This window comes from Flavobacterium sp. 40-81, from assembly GCF_001898245.1.
Taxonomy (GTDB): domain Bacteria; phylum Bacteroidota; class Bacteroidia; order Flavobacteriales; family Flavobacteriaceae; genus Flavobacterium; species Flavobacterium inviolabile.
On the sequence record NZ_MKTM01000006.1, the window covers coordinates 1 to 21,285 of the forward strand.

Below are 21,285 nucleotides of genomic sequence, written 5' to 3' on the forward strand. Positions count from 1 at the left end.
ATATGATTCTGAGGCTTCATGGCGGTTAGGTACCAGCATCCCAAACGGATAGTAATCAAATGACGTAAAAACACAATAATAATGAGGGTTTACAGCGGATTAAATACTTCAATAAATAGCATTTTTGTGCCTAAAAAGAGATTTAAAAGTAATTAAAAAAGATGATGATTTACCTTTTAATATTGCTTATATGGCAAGATAAAAAAGGAAGAAATGGTTTTTTGTTAAAATTTTATTTACAATTTAAGGTTTTTTTATTAAGGGAATAATTTTATTTTTGCAAAAAATTAACAAGTAAAACCATGTCTGATAATCGATTTCGAGTTTTAATAGTAATCAATATTGTTTTGTTTCTACTGCTTGCAGTGGGCATTTCTTTTTTTATTTTAGAGAACAATCGTAAAATTGTTTTTGTGGATAATGTTAGGCTTTTTGACGGCTTTAACATGACTAAAGAACTGAAAAAAAGAGGCGAACAGGAATTTAACTCCCGCAAAAAAGTTTTGGACAGCCTATATGCTGCTTTGCAGCAGGAGGGTGCTTCCGAAATGCAGAAAGAAGCGATTACGAGAGATTTAATCGCTAAAAAACAAGATTTTGAAGCATTTAATCAACAATTTGCTACCGAAGAATCTGCTAAAATATGGTCGAGAATTAATGGTTATACTGCTGATTTTTCAAAAGAGAACAACTTTGATATTATATTGGGATCCGAAAATAAGCGGTCTGTTCTCTATGCAAAAGAAACTGTTGATATCACTAATGAACTGATTACTTATATCAACAAGAAATATGAGGGCAATCCATAAACTACTTTTCATATTTTTTGTTTTTTCATTAGTCTCCTGTAAAAAAGAAAAAACAACCGATGTGCGCGATGATTCCGAAATCAGGTCGCGCTATTTTCAGTTAGAGAAAATCGGCTGGAAATCACGGGAATATTCCCAAAAAGTGGATGATATCGGTTTTAAAGCGATCGAGGTTCCCATTCAGTACTATCTTTTAAAAGATCAGGGCAATGTTGATTTATTTAAAGTGGACTCCCTGTATGAAGCCAACAAGCGGGAACGCATCATCGAATTTACTTTCGAGCAGGATCAGGAAAAAGATCTTTTAGGTAATGATTTTACCGGACTGTCTTATGAAGACGGGGTTAAATACATGTCGTTTGCCATTGACAAAGATTTTTATGCCGTTACTTCCAAAAACGATACGATAGCCTGTTCCGGCGTTTCCTATGAGCGCAATTATAAAATAGCACCTTTCCAGAAAATACTATTATTCTTTTCGGGTATCGATCCCAATGAAAAAATCCAGTTGGTTTATAAAGACCATTTATTCCGGAAAGGAACCTTGAAATTTAAGTTTAAAGACACATTTACAGAAATATTATTATGATTCAAAAAATCAGAACGAGTAAGGTTACAAAAGTTGTTGCTGTTTATCTGGCAATGATGTTGTTTTTAGAGATGGTTCAGCCTTTGAGAATGTATGCCTTAACAGGTGGTCCTTCGCAGCCGGAGTTTGAGTCGTTCACTCCAATCGGAACATCGGATATGGTCGATCTGGCCAGTGGTGATTTTAACTACAATATCCCGATCATGGACGTTGGTGGTTATCCGTTAAATCTGGCGTATAATTCCGGGGCTACGATGGACCAGGAAGCTTCCTGGGTTGGTTTAGGCTGGGATTTGAACGTTGGGCAGATCAACCGCCAGATGCGTGGTTTGCCGGATGATTTCGACGGTGATGAGATGACCTATGAAAACAATATGAAAGAGAATGTGACCATCGGATCGAATGTGAACCTGTTTTTAGCGGGATTCGGTATTGGAGAAGCACAAGTCAAGTCGAGTGTTGGTCTTGGCGTGAAATACAACAATTACGACGGTTTCGGATTCTCTGTTAACGGTGGTTTGAGTTACCAGATCAGTGAAAATCTTTCTGTAGGGATGGATATGGAATCGTCAGCTTCCGAAGGGGTTTCTGTTGCTCCAAGTGCTTCATTTAACACTAAATTTTCTAAAAATAGTGGCTATAATATTGGCTCTAGTGTTGGTGTAGGTTATAATAGCAGAAAAGGATTAGAATCAATGTCGATGTCTTTTAAAGCAGGTAAGAGTTTTATTAACAGTAAAGGAGTGAGTAAATCATTCGGCGGAAATTACTCCGGCACGATGTCTTTTATTGATGCCTCGTTTACACCTACTAAAAGAGTGGGGATGCAATCTTCAAATTATATGTTCAGTATGAACCTTCAAGGGGAGATTTGGGGAATAGAACCGGGAGTTAAATTTACAGGATACAGAACTTCGCAAGGAGTAAAAGAGTCCGAAAAAAATAAGAAAGAGAAAGCCTATGGTTATGAAAATACGTATAACGCCGGAGAAAAAGATATCCTGGATTTTAACAGGGAAAAAGATAGAACATTAAATAAGAACACAACATCTTTATCGGTTACAAACCATACTTACGATTTGTATACGGTTCAGGGACAGGGAATATCCGGAATGTATCGTCCCTATAAGTCACAGGTGGGTTATGTGTATGACAATAAAGTGCAGGATGACAGCAATGGCGGTAGCTTAGGATTTGAAATCGGCGGCGGCGGCGGTGTTCACTGGGGATTTGATGTTAGTGTTACTAATGGTAACAGTTCAACAGGCTTGTGGGAGAACAGTAATACTGCATTAGAACGGTTTAAAGAGAAAAAGGAAGGTAACAAGCCGGATTATGAAAAAGTATTTTTTAAGAACATTGGAGGAACGCATGTTGATAAAGAATTAAACCTGTTTAATGATAATTTAGGTAGTTATGATGCTGTAAAATTAGAATTAGAAGGAAGTTCATTTGCCAGAGGTACAAAAAAGAATTATTACAGAAACGGAACAGAAATAGCCGGTACAGGGATTATAAAAAGAGAGAGCAGGGTAAATAGAAATCAGTCTATTCAGAAGTTAACCCGGGCCGAGGCTCAGAAGTATGGTTTCAAAACACAATTCAGTCCTTATTCTTTATCCGTAAAGAATGATCACCATACTTCAGAGATCAGAATAACCAAAGAAGGTGGTGAGCGCTATATATACGGAAGAGCAGCATATAATTCCATTAAAAGAGAAGTCACATTCGATGTGGGCAGCGTTCCGGCAGTTGATTGCCGAAACGGCTTGGTTTACTATAATCCCGGAAAAGACAATTCGGCAAACAATGATAAAGAAGGTGATCAGTATTTTAACAGAGTTACCACCCCGGCTTATGCCCATAGTTATCTGCTGACATCCGTTTTATCGTCCGATTATCAGGATTTAAAAAGTGATGGACCTACAGATGATGACTTGGGAACCTATACTAAGTTTGAATATGATAATGTAACTAAAGATAAGCCTTTTAAATGGAGAATGCCATTCAAACAGAATATAGCGAGTTATGATGATGGTTTGCGATCCAGTAAAAAGGATAATAAAGGGAATTATCAGTATGGAGAAAAAGAGCTGTTGTATATTAAAAAGATCGAAACAAAAACCCATGTTGCTGTTTTCTCAATTTCAGCCCGTAAAGACGGTTATGGGGTAAAAGGAGAAAATGGTGGTTTAGGAACGGATTCCAAAATGTACAAGTTAGATAAGGTATCGTTGTATTCCAAGCCGGAATATTTAGCAAATCCGGAACAGGCAGTGCCGATTAAAGAAGCTCATTTTGAATATGATTATAGTTTGTGCCAGGGTATTGACAATCATGAAGACGCTGGCAAATCGGGTGCAGTATATCAGGGGCAAAAAGGTAAGCTGACCTTAAAAAAAGTATATTTTACCTATAAAAAATCCAATATGGGGAAATTTACACCTTATGTTTTTAATTATGGATATAATCCATCCTATGACATGAAAGCATATGACTTATGGGGAAATTATAAACCAACAGATGATGCGATAGGCTGTGGTACAAATGATGCTTTATCAAATGCCGAATACCCTTATGTAGATCAGAGCAATCGTTCCAAAGCCGATGCTTATGCAGGAGCCTGGCTGTTAGCGTCCATTAACTTGCCGTCCGGAGCAAAAATGGAGATGGATTTTGAATCAGATGATTATGCACATGTTCAGAATAGAGATGTAATGCAGATGTTTAAGGTAGTAGGTGCCGGAAATAAAGCATTAAGTTCAGAAGATAATATTTATAATACGGAATTATACGGTAGGGAAACCGCTCAGTTTTTATATGTGAAATTAGATGATACCAATACCGATAATTTCTATGAAAGATATATAAAGCCAATAGAAAATGAGCCCATTTATTTCAGATTCTTATTGAATATGGCAACGCAGAATTGGACATTGGGAGGGAATGATCATAAGGATAAGTTTGACTATGTATCAGGTTATTTAAGAATCAATAAAGATGAAGGTTATTCATTCTATCAGGACTCTTCGGGTAATCAATATGCATCCATTCCTATTCAGATGACCAAACAGGGAGACGGGGCTGGTAATCCGGATGTTAATCCGATATCAAAAGCTGGCTGGTACTTCGGAAGACAAAATCTGAACAGAGTTGTATACAGTATGACCGGAGAAGAGGATGTTAATAACATTGAAGGAGTAGTAACAGAGTTAATAGGATGGATTCCGACAATATTCGACATCTTTAAAAGTCCGAATGGAAAACTGAAAGAGAAAGGAATAGCAAGTAAATTCATCTCCGGAAAATCCTGGATTCGTTTAATGCAGCCTAATCGTGAAAAAGTTGGGGGAGGAAGCCGGGTTAAAGAAATTAAGATGCATGATCAGTGGGATGTAATGACCGCTCACAATGATAATGAATTGTACAAGCAGTTTTACGGACAAAAATATAGTTACAAAACGGCTGAGGGAGGAACGTCCGGAGTGGCTACTTATGAACCTTTGGGAGGGAAAGAAAATCCATTTGTAGAGCCTTTCTATGATCATAGTAATAGAGATCTGTTATTAGGAACTGAAAGTGAAAACTATGTAGAAAAACCTTTTGGAGAATCCTTTTTTCCAGCTCCTAAAGTGACGTATAGCAGAGTCGCAGTCAAGAATTTGCCGAGAGAGAAATATCAGAATGGGAACCTGACTAAAGAGGTTAAAAGACATGCAACCGGTGAAGTGGTTACGGAATTTTATACTTCAAAAGATCACCCAACATTAGTTGATTATACGGTTTTATCAGCTCATTACGATAAATCTGGATTATTGTCAAGTTTGCTTAAGATTAATGTTAAAGACCATTTAACCTTATCACAGGGATATGCTATTCATACGAATGACATGGATGGAAAAATGAAAAGCCAGCGAGTATATGCCGAAGGACAAAGCAATTTTATATCCGGTGTAGACTATAAATACAATGAAATTGCCTCCAATCCCAAAAATCAGGGAAGATTGAATAATGTAGTTACTACAGTTAATTCCAATGGAGAGATTAAATCTAAATTGGTTGGCGTGGATTATGATGTGGTTAATGATTTCAGAGAAAATATTTCCATAACAGAAACGCCGGGCGTACATTTTAATACGGCAGGATTACCTTTATTTTTGATGTTTCTGATAGTACCGGTGCCGGTGCCGAGTTATTCAAAACATGAGAATCAGTTGCGATCGGCTGTTACGACAAAAGTGATTCATACTTCGGGAATATTATCGGAGAAAATAGCTTATGATGCAGGGTCGGAAGTAGCCACAAAAAATCTTGCCTGGGATGCAGAAACCGGGGATATACTATTAACAGAAACGGTTAACGAGTATAATGATAAATATTACAGTTTTAATTTTCCGGCTTATTGGTCCTATAAAGGAATGAACCAGGCAGCAACTAATCTTGGTCTGGAATGGAATATTTCAAATATTACCGGAACTTCAAAATATGAATTTGACAGTTACAATGCAGCCGATTATTTAGTTGACGGAGATGAAGTATGGGTAACAGGAACTAATGTTGAAAAGAAAAAGAAAGCAACAAAAGCCTGGGTGGTTAAAGCAGCTGCGAATCAATTCATTCTGATTGATAAAGATGGTTTGAGAATAGATAAAAAACTTATCGAAACAGGACAGTTAAAAGTTATTCGTTCCGGGTATCGAAATTTACAGAGTGCTACGATGGCTACAGTAACTTCAATGAAAAACCCATTATATAATTATGACAATAATAATGTAATAACAACAATAAAAAACAATCTGGACAACAGTCCGTATTTGTCTTCTTCAATCGGATACAGAATTGTAAATGCTTCAGCTATTGAATATAGCAATATTTGGCCGGCACAATGCGAATGTGAATTACCACGAATGACCTTTGACAGTAACAATACGCTTGTTTTTGAATATGAGAAAGATGTTAATAATGATGAGCCTGAAGACATACTGAAACGATCATACAATCCATATCTATATAATGTTTTGGGTAATTGGAGAGCTAATAAATCATATGCTTATTTAACAGGAAGAAATTATAGTAACGTTAATGAAAATCCGAGTTTAAGAAAAATAGGTTTCTTTAATGATTTTTCTCCTTTTTATGTTTACAATACCACAACTAAAAAATGGGTAATTACAGGAATGAGCGAATTCCAGAAATGGACTTTTGCTTCCCAGGTTACAAAATATAATCCTTACGGACAGGAAATTGAAAACAAAGATGCCTTAGACCGCTATTCGTCTGCTCTGTTCGGTTATAACAATCGTTTTCCGACTGCAGTTGCCTCAAATAGTAAATATAGTGAGTTGGCATCAGACGGATTTGAAGATTATGATTTCTCTTCCTGTATTGCATCGTCCCACTTTAATTTTCAGGAACCGATCAAGAATAGTGAAGGGGTAACGATTTCGCCGCTTCAGTCCCATTCCGGCAGGAGAAGTATGAGGATAGAGCCTGCGAAAAAGATATCTGTTAAAAAGCAGGTTATTTCCTGTGAGGAAATTAATAGTAATAGTACTCAAAGAGAGAGAAAAGCACAAGAAGCAGTAGTAACCAAGTCTACTAAAAAATAGTATCGAGATGATGGAGATAAAATTAAGAAGTTTAGTTCTAACGGTATTCTTAACACTATGTAGTCTGAATATTTTTGCTCAGGTTTCGGCCGATCAAAGACAGGCGTTAATTGATTTGTATAACAGTACCAATGGAGCTGGCTGGACAAATAAAACGGGTTGGGATGTTAATAATCCTAATGCGGTAGTAACCTCCTGGAATGCAGCGACCCAAACAGGATGGTATGGTGTTACGGTTCACAATGGGAATGTTATCTATATATCGTTAAATAATAATAATCTTGTCGGAAATTTAAATAACAGCCTTAAAAATCTTAAAAATCTATTAACATTAAGCTGTTCAGGCAATAAAATAACGGGAGCAATACCCTCTGGAGTGTTTGAACTGCAATATTTACAGTATTTTAATTTCAATGATAATAATTTAAGCGGTGGGATTTCTCCATTATTTGGAAATTTGACAAATATAATAGAGATAAGATTAAGTAATAATGTAAACTTAGGAGGTACTATCCCTACCGAATTAGGAAATCTAACAAAATTAGATAGGCTTAACTTCGACAATTGTAGTTTAAGTGGAAGCATCCCTGCTTCAATTGGACAGTTGATAAACCTGACAAGTTTGTATGTATACAATAACAATTTAACAGGGCCGATTCCGGCGACATTAGGGAATCTTAAAAAATTAAATATCATTTGGGCCCATAATAATAAATTATCAGAAACAATACCGGCAACTTTATCAGGTCTTAAATCTGTAACTTCGTTTAATCTCCAAAATAATCAATTAACAGGCTCAATTCCTTCTCTTGTTGGAATGGAAAAAATTATAGGGATTGACTTAAGTGTAAATCAGCTTACCGGTAGTATCCCAAGCGAGTTTGGTTATCTAACAACATTACAAAACTTGGCTTTACAAGGAAACCAACTTTCGGGTAATATACCTGCTTCTTTAGGGAATTTATCGGAGTTAGTAGGACTTTCTTTATCTGGAAATAAATTGGAAGGGAGTATTCCGACAAGTTTTCAATCTTTAGCTAAATTAAAGCGACTTTATTTATGGGATAATAAACTTAGTGGAGCGATTCCTAATCTGTCAGGATTAAATAATCTAAGTGAGTTCCTATTTGAAAATAACCGATTTAGATTTGCTGATTTTGAAGCACAGTATGCTTTGTATAAACAAAAAATGGGCACTAGTTTTAGATATGCACCGCAAGCGAAAACAGATGTTGAAGAAACAATTACCAAAACAATTGGAAGTCCGGTAACCTTAAAAATGTATACGGATAATCGTTTTACGCAAACGGAAACGTATCAGTGGTACAAACAGGTTGGTACCGGTGTAGCACAACCAATTGCATTAGCGACAGACCGGACATATACAATAAATAATTTAAGTTCTAACGATCAGGCAGATTATTATTGTGTTGCCAGACACCCGCAAATTACAAATGCTTCAGTAAGTTGGCAAAATCTGATTCTAACCAGGAATCCGATACATTTAAAAGTAACGAATTGTGTTCCTATAAGTGGTGCTATAAGGGTTTTGGAACCTAATACGAATGTCTTATGTGTATCTAACAGGGTATATTTTATATTCGAAACAGGTGTGTCTAATATTGCAAATCATAAATGGACATTTTATGATACGAATGGATCAACTGTCTTGCAAACACAAACTACAGGTACTAATAACATTGCTTCGTTTACTTACAGTTCGGCCGGGGATTACACGGTAAAAGTAGAGGTAACAGATAGTAATGGATGTGTGACTACTTTTACAAAACTGATAAATGTTCGCGAATGTAATTCATGTACAATTAATAATCCGAAATCACAGATAATCAAACAACTTTATATCAATCTGCTGAATCATTTGCTGACCAAAATGATTACTGAAGGTTCCATTCCTAATGGCTATAACCCTCAGGAATTAATTGATTTGGCACCTTATATAACAGACCCTAATCCAAGAATTTATAATGCTTATTTTGAAGGATTATCGCAAAACTTTGGTTTTTCATTTGCAGATCATGGAACTGACTTTCAAAATATAGATGTAATTTTCAGAGACCACAACGGAGTACTTGTAACGGATATGGATATTTCTGTTTTTACTTCTCCTGATGAACCAACTCTTTATCCAACAGTATATGAAAATAATACTACAGAGCTTAAGCATAAGATACATCATATTAACTTCTGTCCAGTAGAAGAGATTCAGTGTGTATCCCATATCGCTATAGTGGTTGATGAGTCGGGATCGATTGACGAAACAGAGGCTAGAAAGATCCGAAAACAGTTAAAATCATTCATTAAGCAGCAGGCAGATATTAATGATAGTGAAAACTATAATATTCACATATCCTTAATCGGTATGTCTGATAATGATGCCGATCTCAGAGCTTCGGAACATATACCGGCAACAAGGGTAACCAACAATTCCGGAGTATTAGGAATGTTCAATCAATGGATTGATGCCTATAGGCTGAGAAGTGGAGCAGGTATCAGTCCGGCATCTGATTACTGGAAGAGCGGGTTAACGGTAGCCCTTAATGCTCCGATGAAACCAAATGCTGTTGTGATGATTACGGATGGCTGTGAAACGGCTAACGTAAACGGATTGGTAAACACAATGAAAAAATTCAGTAATTATAGGGACCCAGCAAATGTTTCACAATCGTTAACGCCGAATGGGCCACATTTATATGTTGTAGGAATAGAAGAAGGGTACTATGTTAATCAAAATACAGTTTCTCCATTCAGTAAAGTTTTACCTCGAAACCAGGATCCGAATTTTGTCCCGGAATTAGCGATAAGTGCTACGATGGCAACAGGTAGGGTGTATTCTACAGCTGCGGTGTCTTTAAGGAATTCGTTACAGTTTTTATTAGGATATCCAACTAATCAATATCCGGAAGCGGATATTAATCATTTTACCAAAGATTATTACGGTCACGCAGATTTCAATTTATTAGCCTCGGATGCACGCTATTTTTCAGATAAACTGGCGGATGGCAATTACATCTGTGGAGAAGCTATTGATAAAAATATTTGTGATGACTGTTTCTCCTTTCAACCGGAACCGGGTAAAGAGTACGTGATAAGTGCCTGGGTTAAAGAGGAAACAAAATTACAGCTTAAAACTTATGAAAATCCAGAGATAAAAATTGTCTACTACAATAACAAAAGAGCGGAAAGTTCTCATATAATCTTAACGGATACCGCGTCACCTTCCGGTGAAATTATTGACGGCTGGCAAAGAATTGTTAAAAGATTCAGAGTGCCGAAAAGCGAAACGGCTCCGTTGAGCAGTACCGTTGTAATTGAGTTTGTATTAGAAAACAAAGGAGGAAGTATGCCGGTATATTTTGATGATGTAAGAATTCATCCGTTGGAAGGTAGTATGAAAGCCTTTGTGTATGATCCGGAAACATTTAAACTGATGTCAGAATTGGATGAAAATAACTATGCTACTTTTTATGAATACGATAATGAAGGCGGACTTGTACGTGTGAAAAAAGAAACGGAAAAAGGTATTAAAACAATACAGGAAACGCGATCCGGAAACATAATCAAAATAAACTGATGACGGAATTATGACAAAGAAGAACATCATCACAGCAATAACTTTTTTAATGGTCTTTTTGGGATATTCTCAAAAAGCAGAGGAAATATTAAAAAAAGTTACGGAGACATACGGTATTGCAAAGCCACTATCCTATACTATGTCGTATTCTTTATATAAGGATCACGATTCCAAAAAAGTAGAAGAAAATTATAAGGGAGTCTTTCATAAAAATGCTGCGAATGAAACGTACATTAAAATTAAAGATTCGGAAATGATTAATTCATTGAAAACAAATGTAAAAATCAGTCATTCGGAGAAAGCAATAGTAATCTCTAATCCTGTAGGTAATAGTGTTGCTGATTTTGATATGCGTCAGATCTCCGATTTGTGTAAAGTAATATCTGTTAAGGATTTTAAGATATATTGGGAAATACAATTGGAACCCAAACAATATTCTGATCTGTCCTATTCAAAAATTATCTTGAATATTTCGAAAGACTATTTCTTGCAGAAGCAGGTTTTTTATTACAATACAGCGATTAATTTTTCTCAAAATTATAGAACATCAGATACACATTATCCAAGGCTGGAAGTAGTGTATCAGAACCATAACAGAAAAGCTGCAGATGGTTCCTGGTTTAATACTGGAAAATATTACACAGTTTCCGGGAAGAACACAATTGTGTTGTCTCAACAATTAAAAAAATATGAAGTAATTGATCAGCGAATTGCTTCCAATAATATTAAATAAAAATTAGATATATGTATATCCGTAAATGCTTATATGTTTTAATACTTGTAATGTGTACTGCTTTTTCTTTTGGACAGCAGGAAGAAATATCCGGAGGAATCAGTACAGGTACGCAACTGCATAGTTTGCCTACACTACAGGTAACAGATCCTAAATTTAGTACATTAAACCAGCAAAATGTTTTTACATCTGTAGATCCGGCAGTATATATACATTTTGGGTTTAAAGACAATGTTAGTGATTTGGCAGCCTATAACAATATCTATTATTGTGAAGTCAATCTGGCAGTTACACCATATACTGCTACCGGTTCTGCTATGGCTTCCTATAATGTAGTATTGAAAATCAAACATGATAATATTACGGAATCAGTAGAGTTTGATGACTATAAAGTTCATAAACTTCCAAATGTGCATAAGGCAACTGTAAAGGTGCAGTCTATTCAGTATAAGAACAGTTTGGATCAAAACATCGCTTTAGTTGCCAATTCAGTTGCTTTTGTGGAGGTGAAATTTAAGACAGATCGTTATTATAATTTAAAAGGGACTAAAGTTACCCCGGTAAAAAGATTAATTAAATACAACGGAACTACGGAAACGACAGTTGCTAATGTTAGTAACGGAGCTGATGAACTTGAAATTTCCTGGACAAAAAATGCAACTGCTCCGGCTGTAGAGTATGAATTGGAATGGACATGGATGGATAATTACAATCCGCAAGGTGGAAAATTACTTCCTGCACAGATTCCATTAACCGAACAGGATTTTAAATTAAACAGTACCAGAATACAAACGAAAGGACTATCCTATAGAATTCCCTTGGTGTTTTCAAAAGGATACCTGGTTTACAGAGTAAGACCGGTAGGAAGATTTTTAGACGATACCAGTAAAGTTTATTATGGCGTATGGTCAAATGGCGTATCGGAAACATGGAAATTTGTTAGCGAATGGGTTTCTTTTCTTGAAATTGATGCAAACCATGAATTAGGAAATAAAAACTGGCAATATCAGGCATCATTTGCAGAAGATGGTAAGAAAAAAGAAGTAGTAAGCTATTTTGACGGAACATTGCGAAACCGTCAGACAGTAACCAAGATAAATACCAATAATAAAGCAGTTGTAGGAGAGGTTATCTATGACAACCAGGGTAGACCTGCTGTTGAAGTTTTGCCTACTCCGATAAAGGCATCCGGTATTCGTTTTTATTCAGATTTGAATAAAAATGAAAGTAATGCGGTTTATACACACAACGACTTTGATTGGGATAATGTGAACGCACTATCATGCGATCCGATTACAGCGCCGGGGATGGCAACAAGTTCGGGATCCAGTAACTATTTTTCCGATCAGAATACCGTGTCAAATAATTTTCAGGATTTTGTTCCAAATGCTAAAAAATACCCTTTTTCTCAGATTGAATATACTCCTGATAATACCGGTAGAATCAGAAGAAAAGGTGGTGTCGGATTGGAACATCAGTTAGGGAAAGGTCATGAAATGCAGTATTTCTATGCACAACCGGAACAGGAGGAATTAAATCGATTGTTTGGTTATAAAGTTGGAAACAACAAACGGTATAAGAAAAATGTTGTTATCGATCCTAATAAGCAGGTAAGCGTAAGTTACCTGGATCCACAAGGGAGAACAATAGCGACTGCTTTAGCCGGTGATAAACCGGCAAACCTGATTGCTTTGGGAGATGAAGCCAATACCGCATTACATCAGGTAACAACAACAGATATGTTGTCTGGTAACAATAAATATGCATCCGGGATTAACGGGATACTTGAAGACGGAATAAGACTGGTCACTCAGGTAAGCACGGAAAAAGAAGGCAGTATCACTTTTAATTATGGATTAACACACACCACCAATACGTTTAATGATGTTTGTCTTGGTACCAAACATTATCCTTTTGTATACGATTGGAGTTTGAGTTTACTTGATGATTGCGCTGCAGAAATGCTGAATCCTAAAAACCTGAATCCAAATTCAGGGCCAAGTTTGTCAACAACAATCGGAGCTGTTAACTTAAATTCTACAACACCATCAGCGCCACCGGTATTGCTTAATCAGAGTTTTGATTCAAAAACATTAAAAGTCGGAACCTACTCATTGAGCAAGAATGTGAAGATTAATCAGACTGTTCTTGAAATGTATGCGGATGATTATGTCAGCGAAATTAAAAAGGCTACGAATGCCTGTTATCCGGATTTAAGGCAGTTTGAAGTAAACATCGATACAATCGACTGTAATGTTACGTGCAGATCCTGTGAGATTGCGTTGATTTGCAATTACCTTTCTGCGAGTGATTGTTCAGCATTCACAAATCTTATAAATGCAAATGCTGATGTGAACGCTTTAGGAGATATTGCAGCAAGGTTAACTTTGACAACAAAAGCCCAGACAAATTATATTATAGCAAATCTTAATAAAACGTTTAGCGGAAGTTCGTTTGCATATAATGGTTCACAGTATATTGATAATAATGCTTTAGTGCCTCAATATATCATTAATAATTATGTGCTGAAATTTGGGAAGGAAATCACCGGATTGTTAGCAGGTTGTCGTGAACTATGCATACAGCCTAGTAATGTATGTGATATTAATGAAGGAATGTTATTAGTTGACGTAAGTCCGCATGGTCAATACGGTTCATTAGCCGGTATTAATTTTGACAACATACCATCGGATCAGCAAAATACGGTAAGCATAGAAACTCAAAATGAGTTAAGTCTTTTCAATGATAAGAATAAATTATACTATGGAGGTTCAACATCGTCTCCAAATACAACTCCGCCTTTATTATCAAATTATAGCTGGAGAAAACCGGCATTGATTTATAGGGATGCCGATGGAAGCATCTCAAAGATAAAAGTAAAAAAACTTATGGAAGGTTCCTATTTACCGGAACTGAGTGATAATGCCATCGTTGAAAATGATCCTGATAATCCGGGGACAGAGTTTAAAATTGTAAGTCCGGAATACTTAAAAAAAGTTACTGATTTTCTAAACAATTGGAAACCTACCTGGGCAGAATCACTATTGCCATATCATCCGGAATATATGTACTATAAATATGGTAAGGCAATATGCGGAACGAAAAATAGTAGTGGAGCTAATTCTGACGCTTATGATGAAAAATTAAAAGAATTATCGGCAACAGACTATGAAACCGCATTTACGACTAACGGGATTATCTCGAAAATGAAAAACTTGTCGGATAACGATCCTTTTTATATAGCGCCAATGGTTGCTAATGCCGAAGTTTTGTATACAGTTGAAGATGCTACCGATTTTAATCTTCGTAAAAACTTAATGAAGGAAGCGTTAGATACCAATTATGAAGGGCTAAAGATTGGAACTCAAAGCCTGAACATGCTTCAGGCAGCTTATTATACAGCCGTTTTTGGAAATGGTATTGCACCGGAATCTTTTTACCAGCCTTTGGTAACCAGATCCTTTACAGACCTGTTGGCTGCAATTCAAGGCGGCGATCAGGGAAGGGTGACACCATTTGTGAGAAAACAGATTTGGCAGAACTTCATGAATAGCTATATTGGTGTTAAACAAAAAACCAGAACCGTATTTTCACATATTTATGCTTTAAAAAATAATGGCTATAACGGATGCATTGGCGATAATGAAAATGTTGATACGTTTGTAACTTTATTCAATAAATATACAGCAAATTACGGGAGTCTTTTAGATAAGATAAATGCTGCTTTTGCTACGGCAGTTCCCGGATCGCCGGCAGGAATTATTCCGGCGTGTTCCACAACAACCTATACTTTATATAAGGATAAAACCAAACGATTTGTTTCGGCAGATAACGGTTATAATTCCGGTGTTACAGATGCACAGGCTCAAGCCGATGCAGAAGCCGATGCTGATGCAAATATGTTGCATCAAACCGGAAAATGCCCGTTAGCATTTGATATGGAAAACTTTTTGGATGGTTTGGTTAATCCTAATATTCAGGGGCAAGGTTTATTATTGAATGGTTTTAAAGCGCATAGCATGCCTTATCTTGTTAAAGATTTATTTGATGCCCTTTTAATCAACCCAACAGCCTATTATGCGAACCCTTCCAATGTTGATATTAAAGGGAGTATTAGCGGAGATGCACTGATTATTGACCTTATTGGAAATGGGAGCAGTGTGGCAGAAAAAATACGTTTAAATTTTGTAATCCCTAATCCGAACAATTATAAGAATTCTTGTGGAGAAAGTATGGCGCCTCCTTCATGGGATGGATATAACACAGCCTTTACCATTACAGATTTTAAAAATATTTATTATGTTCCGGGATCTTATGACAGTGAAGGACAGTATCGATTCCAAATAGTAGCTTCTATAAAAAGGCTTACCAATTTAACATGTACCGGACCTGAGGAAGTAATTATTGAAGGAGTTACAAAAGCTGCAGTTGGAGAATGTTCATTGGAAGAAAATAATGTTGTCAATGGAAATGCCGAAACCGAAATAGGAACAGGATGTTTTAAACGCGCTCGTTTTGAAAAGGCTTTGGTTAGAGTGATGAATAAATTGAAGGGTAATGTATTGGCAAATCCGGGTCAGTTATTTTCGACAAATGTGAGGCTTGATGGAGCGCCAAATGTAAATCAGGATGTATTTACATACAACAATAGCATTATGCCACAAATCATAAATGATGCAAATTTAGATGCTAAATGGTCTTATGCCAGTGGTAATTTTACGATCAATGGGGCAACTCCTGTTAGTATTTATAGCCTTGTTAATGAGAATAATGCAGCGGTATTATTAAACACCATACAGTTTTACAGAATTACCGGGGTAAAAATTGAAAAAAATATTGTAAACGGAATCATTGTTGGTGACGATAAAATTACCATTAATTATTTAGGAAGCGATAAAAAAATAGCAACATTAAAAGGACGGATTACCGAGTTGAATTATGATTGTAACTGTACTAAAAAAGTTCCGTTACAAGAAGACGCTCAGGCGAACTTTTTGAAATTAATCAAACACCTTTGGATCAGAAAAGATCAGTTACCGCCAATAGCAGATGGTTATACACATGAAGTATTAGATAATTTAGACCCTTATATCAGTGGTAGTACTGCACCAACAGTGAATAATTTCACGACAAATTGGTCGAATGATGGAATGGGACATGTAGATGGGATGAAATTTGATTTTTTCAACAAAGATATAAACTGTGGATTTGCGTTAAATATTTTATCAACGCCAGATAGGCCGCAATTTAATCACAGCGACCTGTTAAATAAAATAACTCATTTTTCTAATTTTCAGATTACTCAAAATTTAGGCTCAGGAACCTATTCTTTTACTGTTTTTGTACATTATAATGCTTATACAATAGTAAATAATGGTAATATCTTTGATACCACAATTGCACCAGCTGGTGTAAGAGTTTGTGGAGGAAAGATTAGCTGTCTGCAGAATATAAAGTGTCAAGATGAAGTTACTGTTTCGGAAATAATTACGGCCATGTTAACAACAACTCTGGCAGAAGTTATGGCAGGCGTAACAATTAATGATGGTTTTACCCCGTTTGGGATGGATCTTTTAGGTCAATATCTTCAATTAGAAGGAACAGGAACACCAAGTGTTAGTAATTTTTACAGTGTTGAGAATAATAATTTTTCTCAGATAGGATTCCATTTTACAAATAACCCGGATTGTGGAGTTGTCTTTAAAATACCTAACAGACGTTTAAATGAAGCGGATATAAATAGTATTGAAATTATCAGGTTTACAAATGATAATTTTAATGAATTTACAGCGCTTATCATCAATGAAAACGGGGAATATGTAGAAGCTACAGGAAGCATTAAGTGTTTGAACTTACAAAATTGCTTTATAAATGCGCCTACGCCATGTGAAACTTGTATTCCGCCAACGGTGGCTCCGGTTTCCTGTGTTGATAAATGGAACGAGTTCATTCTTAAAATAAAAGACATAGAGGATTATGTTATTCCGGAATATTTATCCGTTAACGGAAAGCATTTTTGTGAAGCAAACTTCGGATATATCAGTACGGACTATCTATATTATCTGCATGTATTTCATGTAAACAGTGTGAATCACCCACTATTCCTGACCATAAGTGAGTTTGGAGCTACTAAACTAAATTATGGTTATAACGGAACACAAGTTGTTATAAACGAATACAATAATTTCCTGACACAGGGAGGAGGACTAACATGGCCGGAGTATGTTGATCAGTATTTTGTAAATAACGATATCTGCCCGCCGGCACCGATGGTTCCAACATTTAGTCTTGATACAGGGAATATTAAAACACCATGTGAAATATTTACCAATTCTGTTAAGGAAACGTATTTGGAAGAATTAAAAGAAGAATATTTCAGAAACAAAAAAGAAGAATTCAAAGTAAAATATGTCAAGGCAGCAATAGATGGTTTAAGAGAAACGATGACCAAATCTGCTGCGGATAAAGAATATCAATATACACTATATTACTATGATCAGGCGGGGAATTTAGTGCAAACGGTTCCGCCTCAGGGAGTAGTACGCTTAACTCCGGGATCGGATGCGACCATTAATAATGTAAGACAAACAAAACCGGAAGAAGAATTAACGGTTGTAAATGGTATTACGGCAGATCCTGGACATACGCTAAAAACACAATATCGCTATAATTCCCTGAATCAGCTAACCTGGCAAAAAACACCGGACGGAGGAGAAACACAATTTGCATATGATGCTTTGGGAAGAATAATCGCTTCTCAGAATAGCAAGCAAAAAGCCGATGCGGCAAATGGAATATTCAGTTATACGAGATATGATGGTCTGGGAAGAATTGTTGAAGCGGGAGAAATTGTTGTTCCGGGAAGTACAACGTATAGCATTAATGATAAAGGAAGACTGATATATGCCGGTGCACCGGTTAATGCATTCAATACCGGATATACGAAAAGAGAAATAACAAGAACACTTTATGGTCTTCCGGTTAAAAATACGGAAGGATGGTTTGAAGCATACCAGGCCGATAATAACCAGAAAAGAGTAACGGCAGTACTGTATTATGATCAGTTAACACAGGAAATTGCTGAGATTGTTGCTTATGATAAATATAACAATGCCATACTTTATGATTATGATGTACATGGAAATGTAAGAGAGCTTATTTATCATATTAACAAGAATGAACTTAAAACGAAAAATCAGGACATTAAAAAAGTTGTTTATAGTTATGATTTGATTAGCGGCAACGTAAATAAAGTTAGTTATCAGCCTAGAAAGAAAGACCAGTTTATCCATAAATATGAATATGATGCCGACAATAGAATTACTCAGGTATTTACAAGTAAGGATGATGTGATCTGGGAAAAAGAAGCGAATTACGCATATTATGAACACGGTCCGTTAGGAAGAACAGAAATTGGAGATAAAAAAGTTCAGGGACTGGATTATCTGTATACATTACACGGCTGGCTAAAAGGTGTTAATGCAGAACGTTTAGGTTACTATGACAGTACATCGGGAACGTATAAAATAGCAGATGCCGGATTGGATGGAACAAATGCCGCTTTAGATGCATTTGGCTTTACGCTGAACTACTATAACGGAGATTATATGTCCCGTTTTAATGCATCAAATGCTGTGGATAACAGGGTTTTGGCCTATACCAAAGGATTGAATATGGAAGGTAATAAAGATCTGTTTAATGGAAACATCAAAGAAATGATTACCTCATTATCAGACCTAAGTCAGAATATCTTGCCGTCTCAGTACAACCGTTATGAATACGATCAGTTAAACAGGCTTAAAACAATGAATTCTGTCAGACAGGTTAACAATACGACTACGTTTGAGAATTCATACAAGTCAGATTATTCATATGATAGAAATGGTAATTTATTGACCTTAAATCGTTGGGCTCCAAAATCGGCAACCCTGGCTGTTGCTGATTTAATGGACCAGCTGACATATAATTATCAGGCCGGAACCAACAAGCTGACGCATGTTGATGACACTGTAGCAAATGGTGTCTTTACTAATGTTCCTGCGAATCCGAATGATACTTCTTTAGATATTGACGATCAGAACCCGAATAATTACACTTATGACAATATAGGGCAGTTAACGGCGGATGCAAAAGAAGGATTGAATATTAGCTGGAGAGTAGACGGTAAGGTGAAAACTGTTACCAAAAGCAACGGAACTGTAATCAGTTTTGAGTATGACGGATTAGGAAACAGAATCGCTAAAACGGTTACAAACGGCGCTAACAGTACAACAACTTTCTATCAGCGAGATGCACAGGGAAATGTATTGAGTACTTATGAAATGGTTAAAGCCGGAGCGCAAACGAACTACTATTTGGTTGAACAGGAAATATACGGAAGCAGTCGTCTTGGAGTTGAAAAAAGCAGAAGGGAAATTTCGGAAGAAGCTGGTAAAGCAGTCGTTACGCAGACAAATAAATTGCTTGCTGTTTCAGATAATATGATGATGGCAATGCAAGCACTGACGAATCAGCCGAATGTATGGGGATTAAAATTCACAGGAACGAACAAAACGACCTGGGTTGATCCAAATACGAGTTTAAATTTCTTCCCAAGATTTGGTGGATTAACAGAAAAGCTTGAAATCGAATCACATTTCGAAATCGATACTACTTTTACAAGTGGTACAAAACTGGTTGCAATGCTTCAGGGTATAAAATATCCGGATATTGGCGAATATACCAGAAGTATGGTAAGAGTTGATATTGAGAGGGATCCGGTTAGAAAGGTATATATCCCGATTATTACTATCGAAACAATGACCCGTTTTTATCAGAGAGATGGCAGATGGTGGGATTATTATACCTATATGGATAAACACCATTACAGAATGTCAGCCGGTATTCCGGAGAATAAATGGGACATGAAGTATACAATGACTTTAAACCCTAATGTTACCGTTACCAGCACCGACTTATATACACCGGTTTTAGTTCTGAATGGGAATGTTTATACGGATTTTGAATATACGCATGAACAGCCTTATTTTAATACACACGATCATGGTTTTGTATATTATCCTACTGCACCGGAAGCAAGAAACTCCATTGGATCGGAAACGGTTCATAATAAAGTGGATGATGAAACGACTATCCCGGGTGTGCCGATGGAAATGTGTGATTTCAGTTATACGATTAATAATGGTGAGGGTGAAGAAAATATTAAAGTAAATGTTTTCGAGTTTGACGAAGGGAATGTTCCGAATGCCCAGCCAAAATCGACAAATAACCTGTTAACAATGCAGCGATATGCTGTTAATTATGTTCAGAGTTATTGTGGACCGAAAGAAGGTGATATGGATGGAGACGGTATTCTGGATCAGAATGATAACTGCCCTACAAAACCAAATAGGGATCAGGCAGATACAGATCATGATGGTATTGGAGATGTTTGTGATAATTGTGTTAATATATCGAATCCGTTACAGGAAGACCGCGATGGTGATGGTGTTGGAGATGTTTGCGACAACTGTCCTGATAAATATAATCCGGGCCAGCAGGATGCTGATCATGATGGTGTTGGAGATGTTTGCGACAACTGTCCTAATAACGCAAATCCTCTTCAGGAAGATGATAATCATGATGGAATTGGAAATGTTTGTGAAGGTTTTGATCAGGGACAAGGTACTTCCACACCGGCTGATGCAAATAAATTTGTAACTTTATCTCGTTGGGTTGGTGATAAGAATTATGAATTATCAAACCATTTAGGGAACGTGCTTTCTGTTATTACCGATCGTAAGCTGATTGCAAATGCAGGATCGTCTTATGTCTTTAAACCGGATGTAATAGCCTATAATGATTACTATCCTTTCGGGATGCTCGTACCGAATCGTCACGCAGCTAACGAAAATTACCGCTATGGCTTCCAGGGACAGGAAAAAGATGATGAACTAAAAGGTGGCGAAGGGAAT

General features: G+C 36.5%; 6 protein-coding genes. All 6 read left to right on the top strand.

The genetic code is table 11. The annotated features are described in order from the left end of the window. The first annotated feature begins 347 nt into the window (after nucleotides 1–347). Nucleotides 348–809 carry an OmpH/Skp family outer membrane protein gene (locus BGO42_RS01330; RefSeq protein ID WP_286748564.1) on the top strand — a complete coding sequence of 154 codons (462 nt, stop codon included), beginning with the start codon at nucleotides 348–350 and terminating at the stop codon, nucleotides 807–809. Next, nucleotides 793–1,398 (top strand): hypothetical protein, encoded by a 606-nt coding sequence (locus BGO42_RS01335; protein ID WP_273247159.1) that lies wholly within the window; start codon nucleotides 793–795, stop codon nucleotides 1,396–1,398. Before BGO42_RS01330 ends, BGO42_RS01335 begins: the two co-directional genes overlap by 17 nt. Next, nucleotides 1,395–7,007, top strand: a complete 5,613-nt coding sequence (locus BGO42_RS01340) for a hypothetical protein (RefSeq protein WP_273247160.1) — start codon at nucleotides 1,395–1,397, stop codon at nucleotides 7,005–7,007. The genes BGO42_RS01335 and BGO42_RS01340 overlap by 4 nt, the downstream gene beginning before the upstream one ends. Nucleotides 7,008–7,014: 7 nt before the next feature. After that, nucleotides 7,015–10,599, top strand: coding sequence for a VWA domain-containing protein (locus tag BGO42_RS01345; protein WP_273247161.1), 3,585 nt, complete (start codon nucleotides 7,015–7,017; stop codon nucleotides 10,597–10,599). Between the two features lie 10 nt (nucleotides 10,600–10,609). Further along, nucleotides 10,610–11,332, top strand: coding sequence for a LolA3 family protein (locus BGO42_RS01350; RefSeq protein WP_273247162.1), 723 nt, complete (start codon nucleotides 10,610–10,612; stop codon nucleotides 11,330–11,332). Between the two features lie 11 nt (nucleotides 11,333–11,343). Continuing rightward, the coding region (locus BGO42_RS01355) for a thrombospondin type 3 repeat-containing protein (protein WP_286748565.1) at nucleotides 11,344–21,285 on the top strand (9,942 nt) is incomplete at its 3' end.

Coding starts and splice junctions, on each gene's coding strand:
- BGO42_RS01340 (WP_273247160.1), top strand. CDS start 1,395: ATGATTCAAAAAATCAGAACGAGTAAGGTTACAAAAGTTGTTGCTGTT.
- BGO42_RS01345 (WP_273247161.1), top strand. CDS start 7,015: ATGATGGAGATAAAATTAAGAAGTTTAGTTCTAACGGTATTCTTAACA.
- BGO42_RS01350 (WP_273247162.1), top strand. CDS start 10,610: ATGACAAAGAAGAACATCATCACAGCAATAACTTTTTTAATGGTCTTT.
- BGO42_RS01335 (WP_273247159.1), top strand. CDS start 793: ATGAGGGCAATCCATAAACTACTTTTCATATTTTTTGTTTTTTCATTA.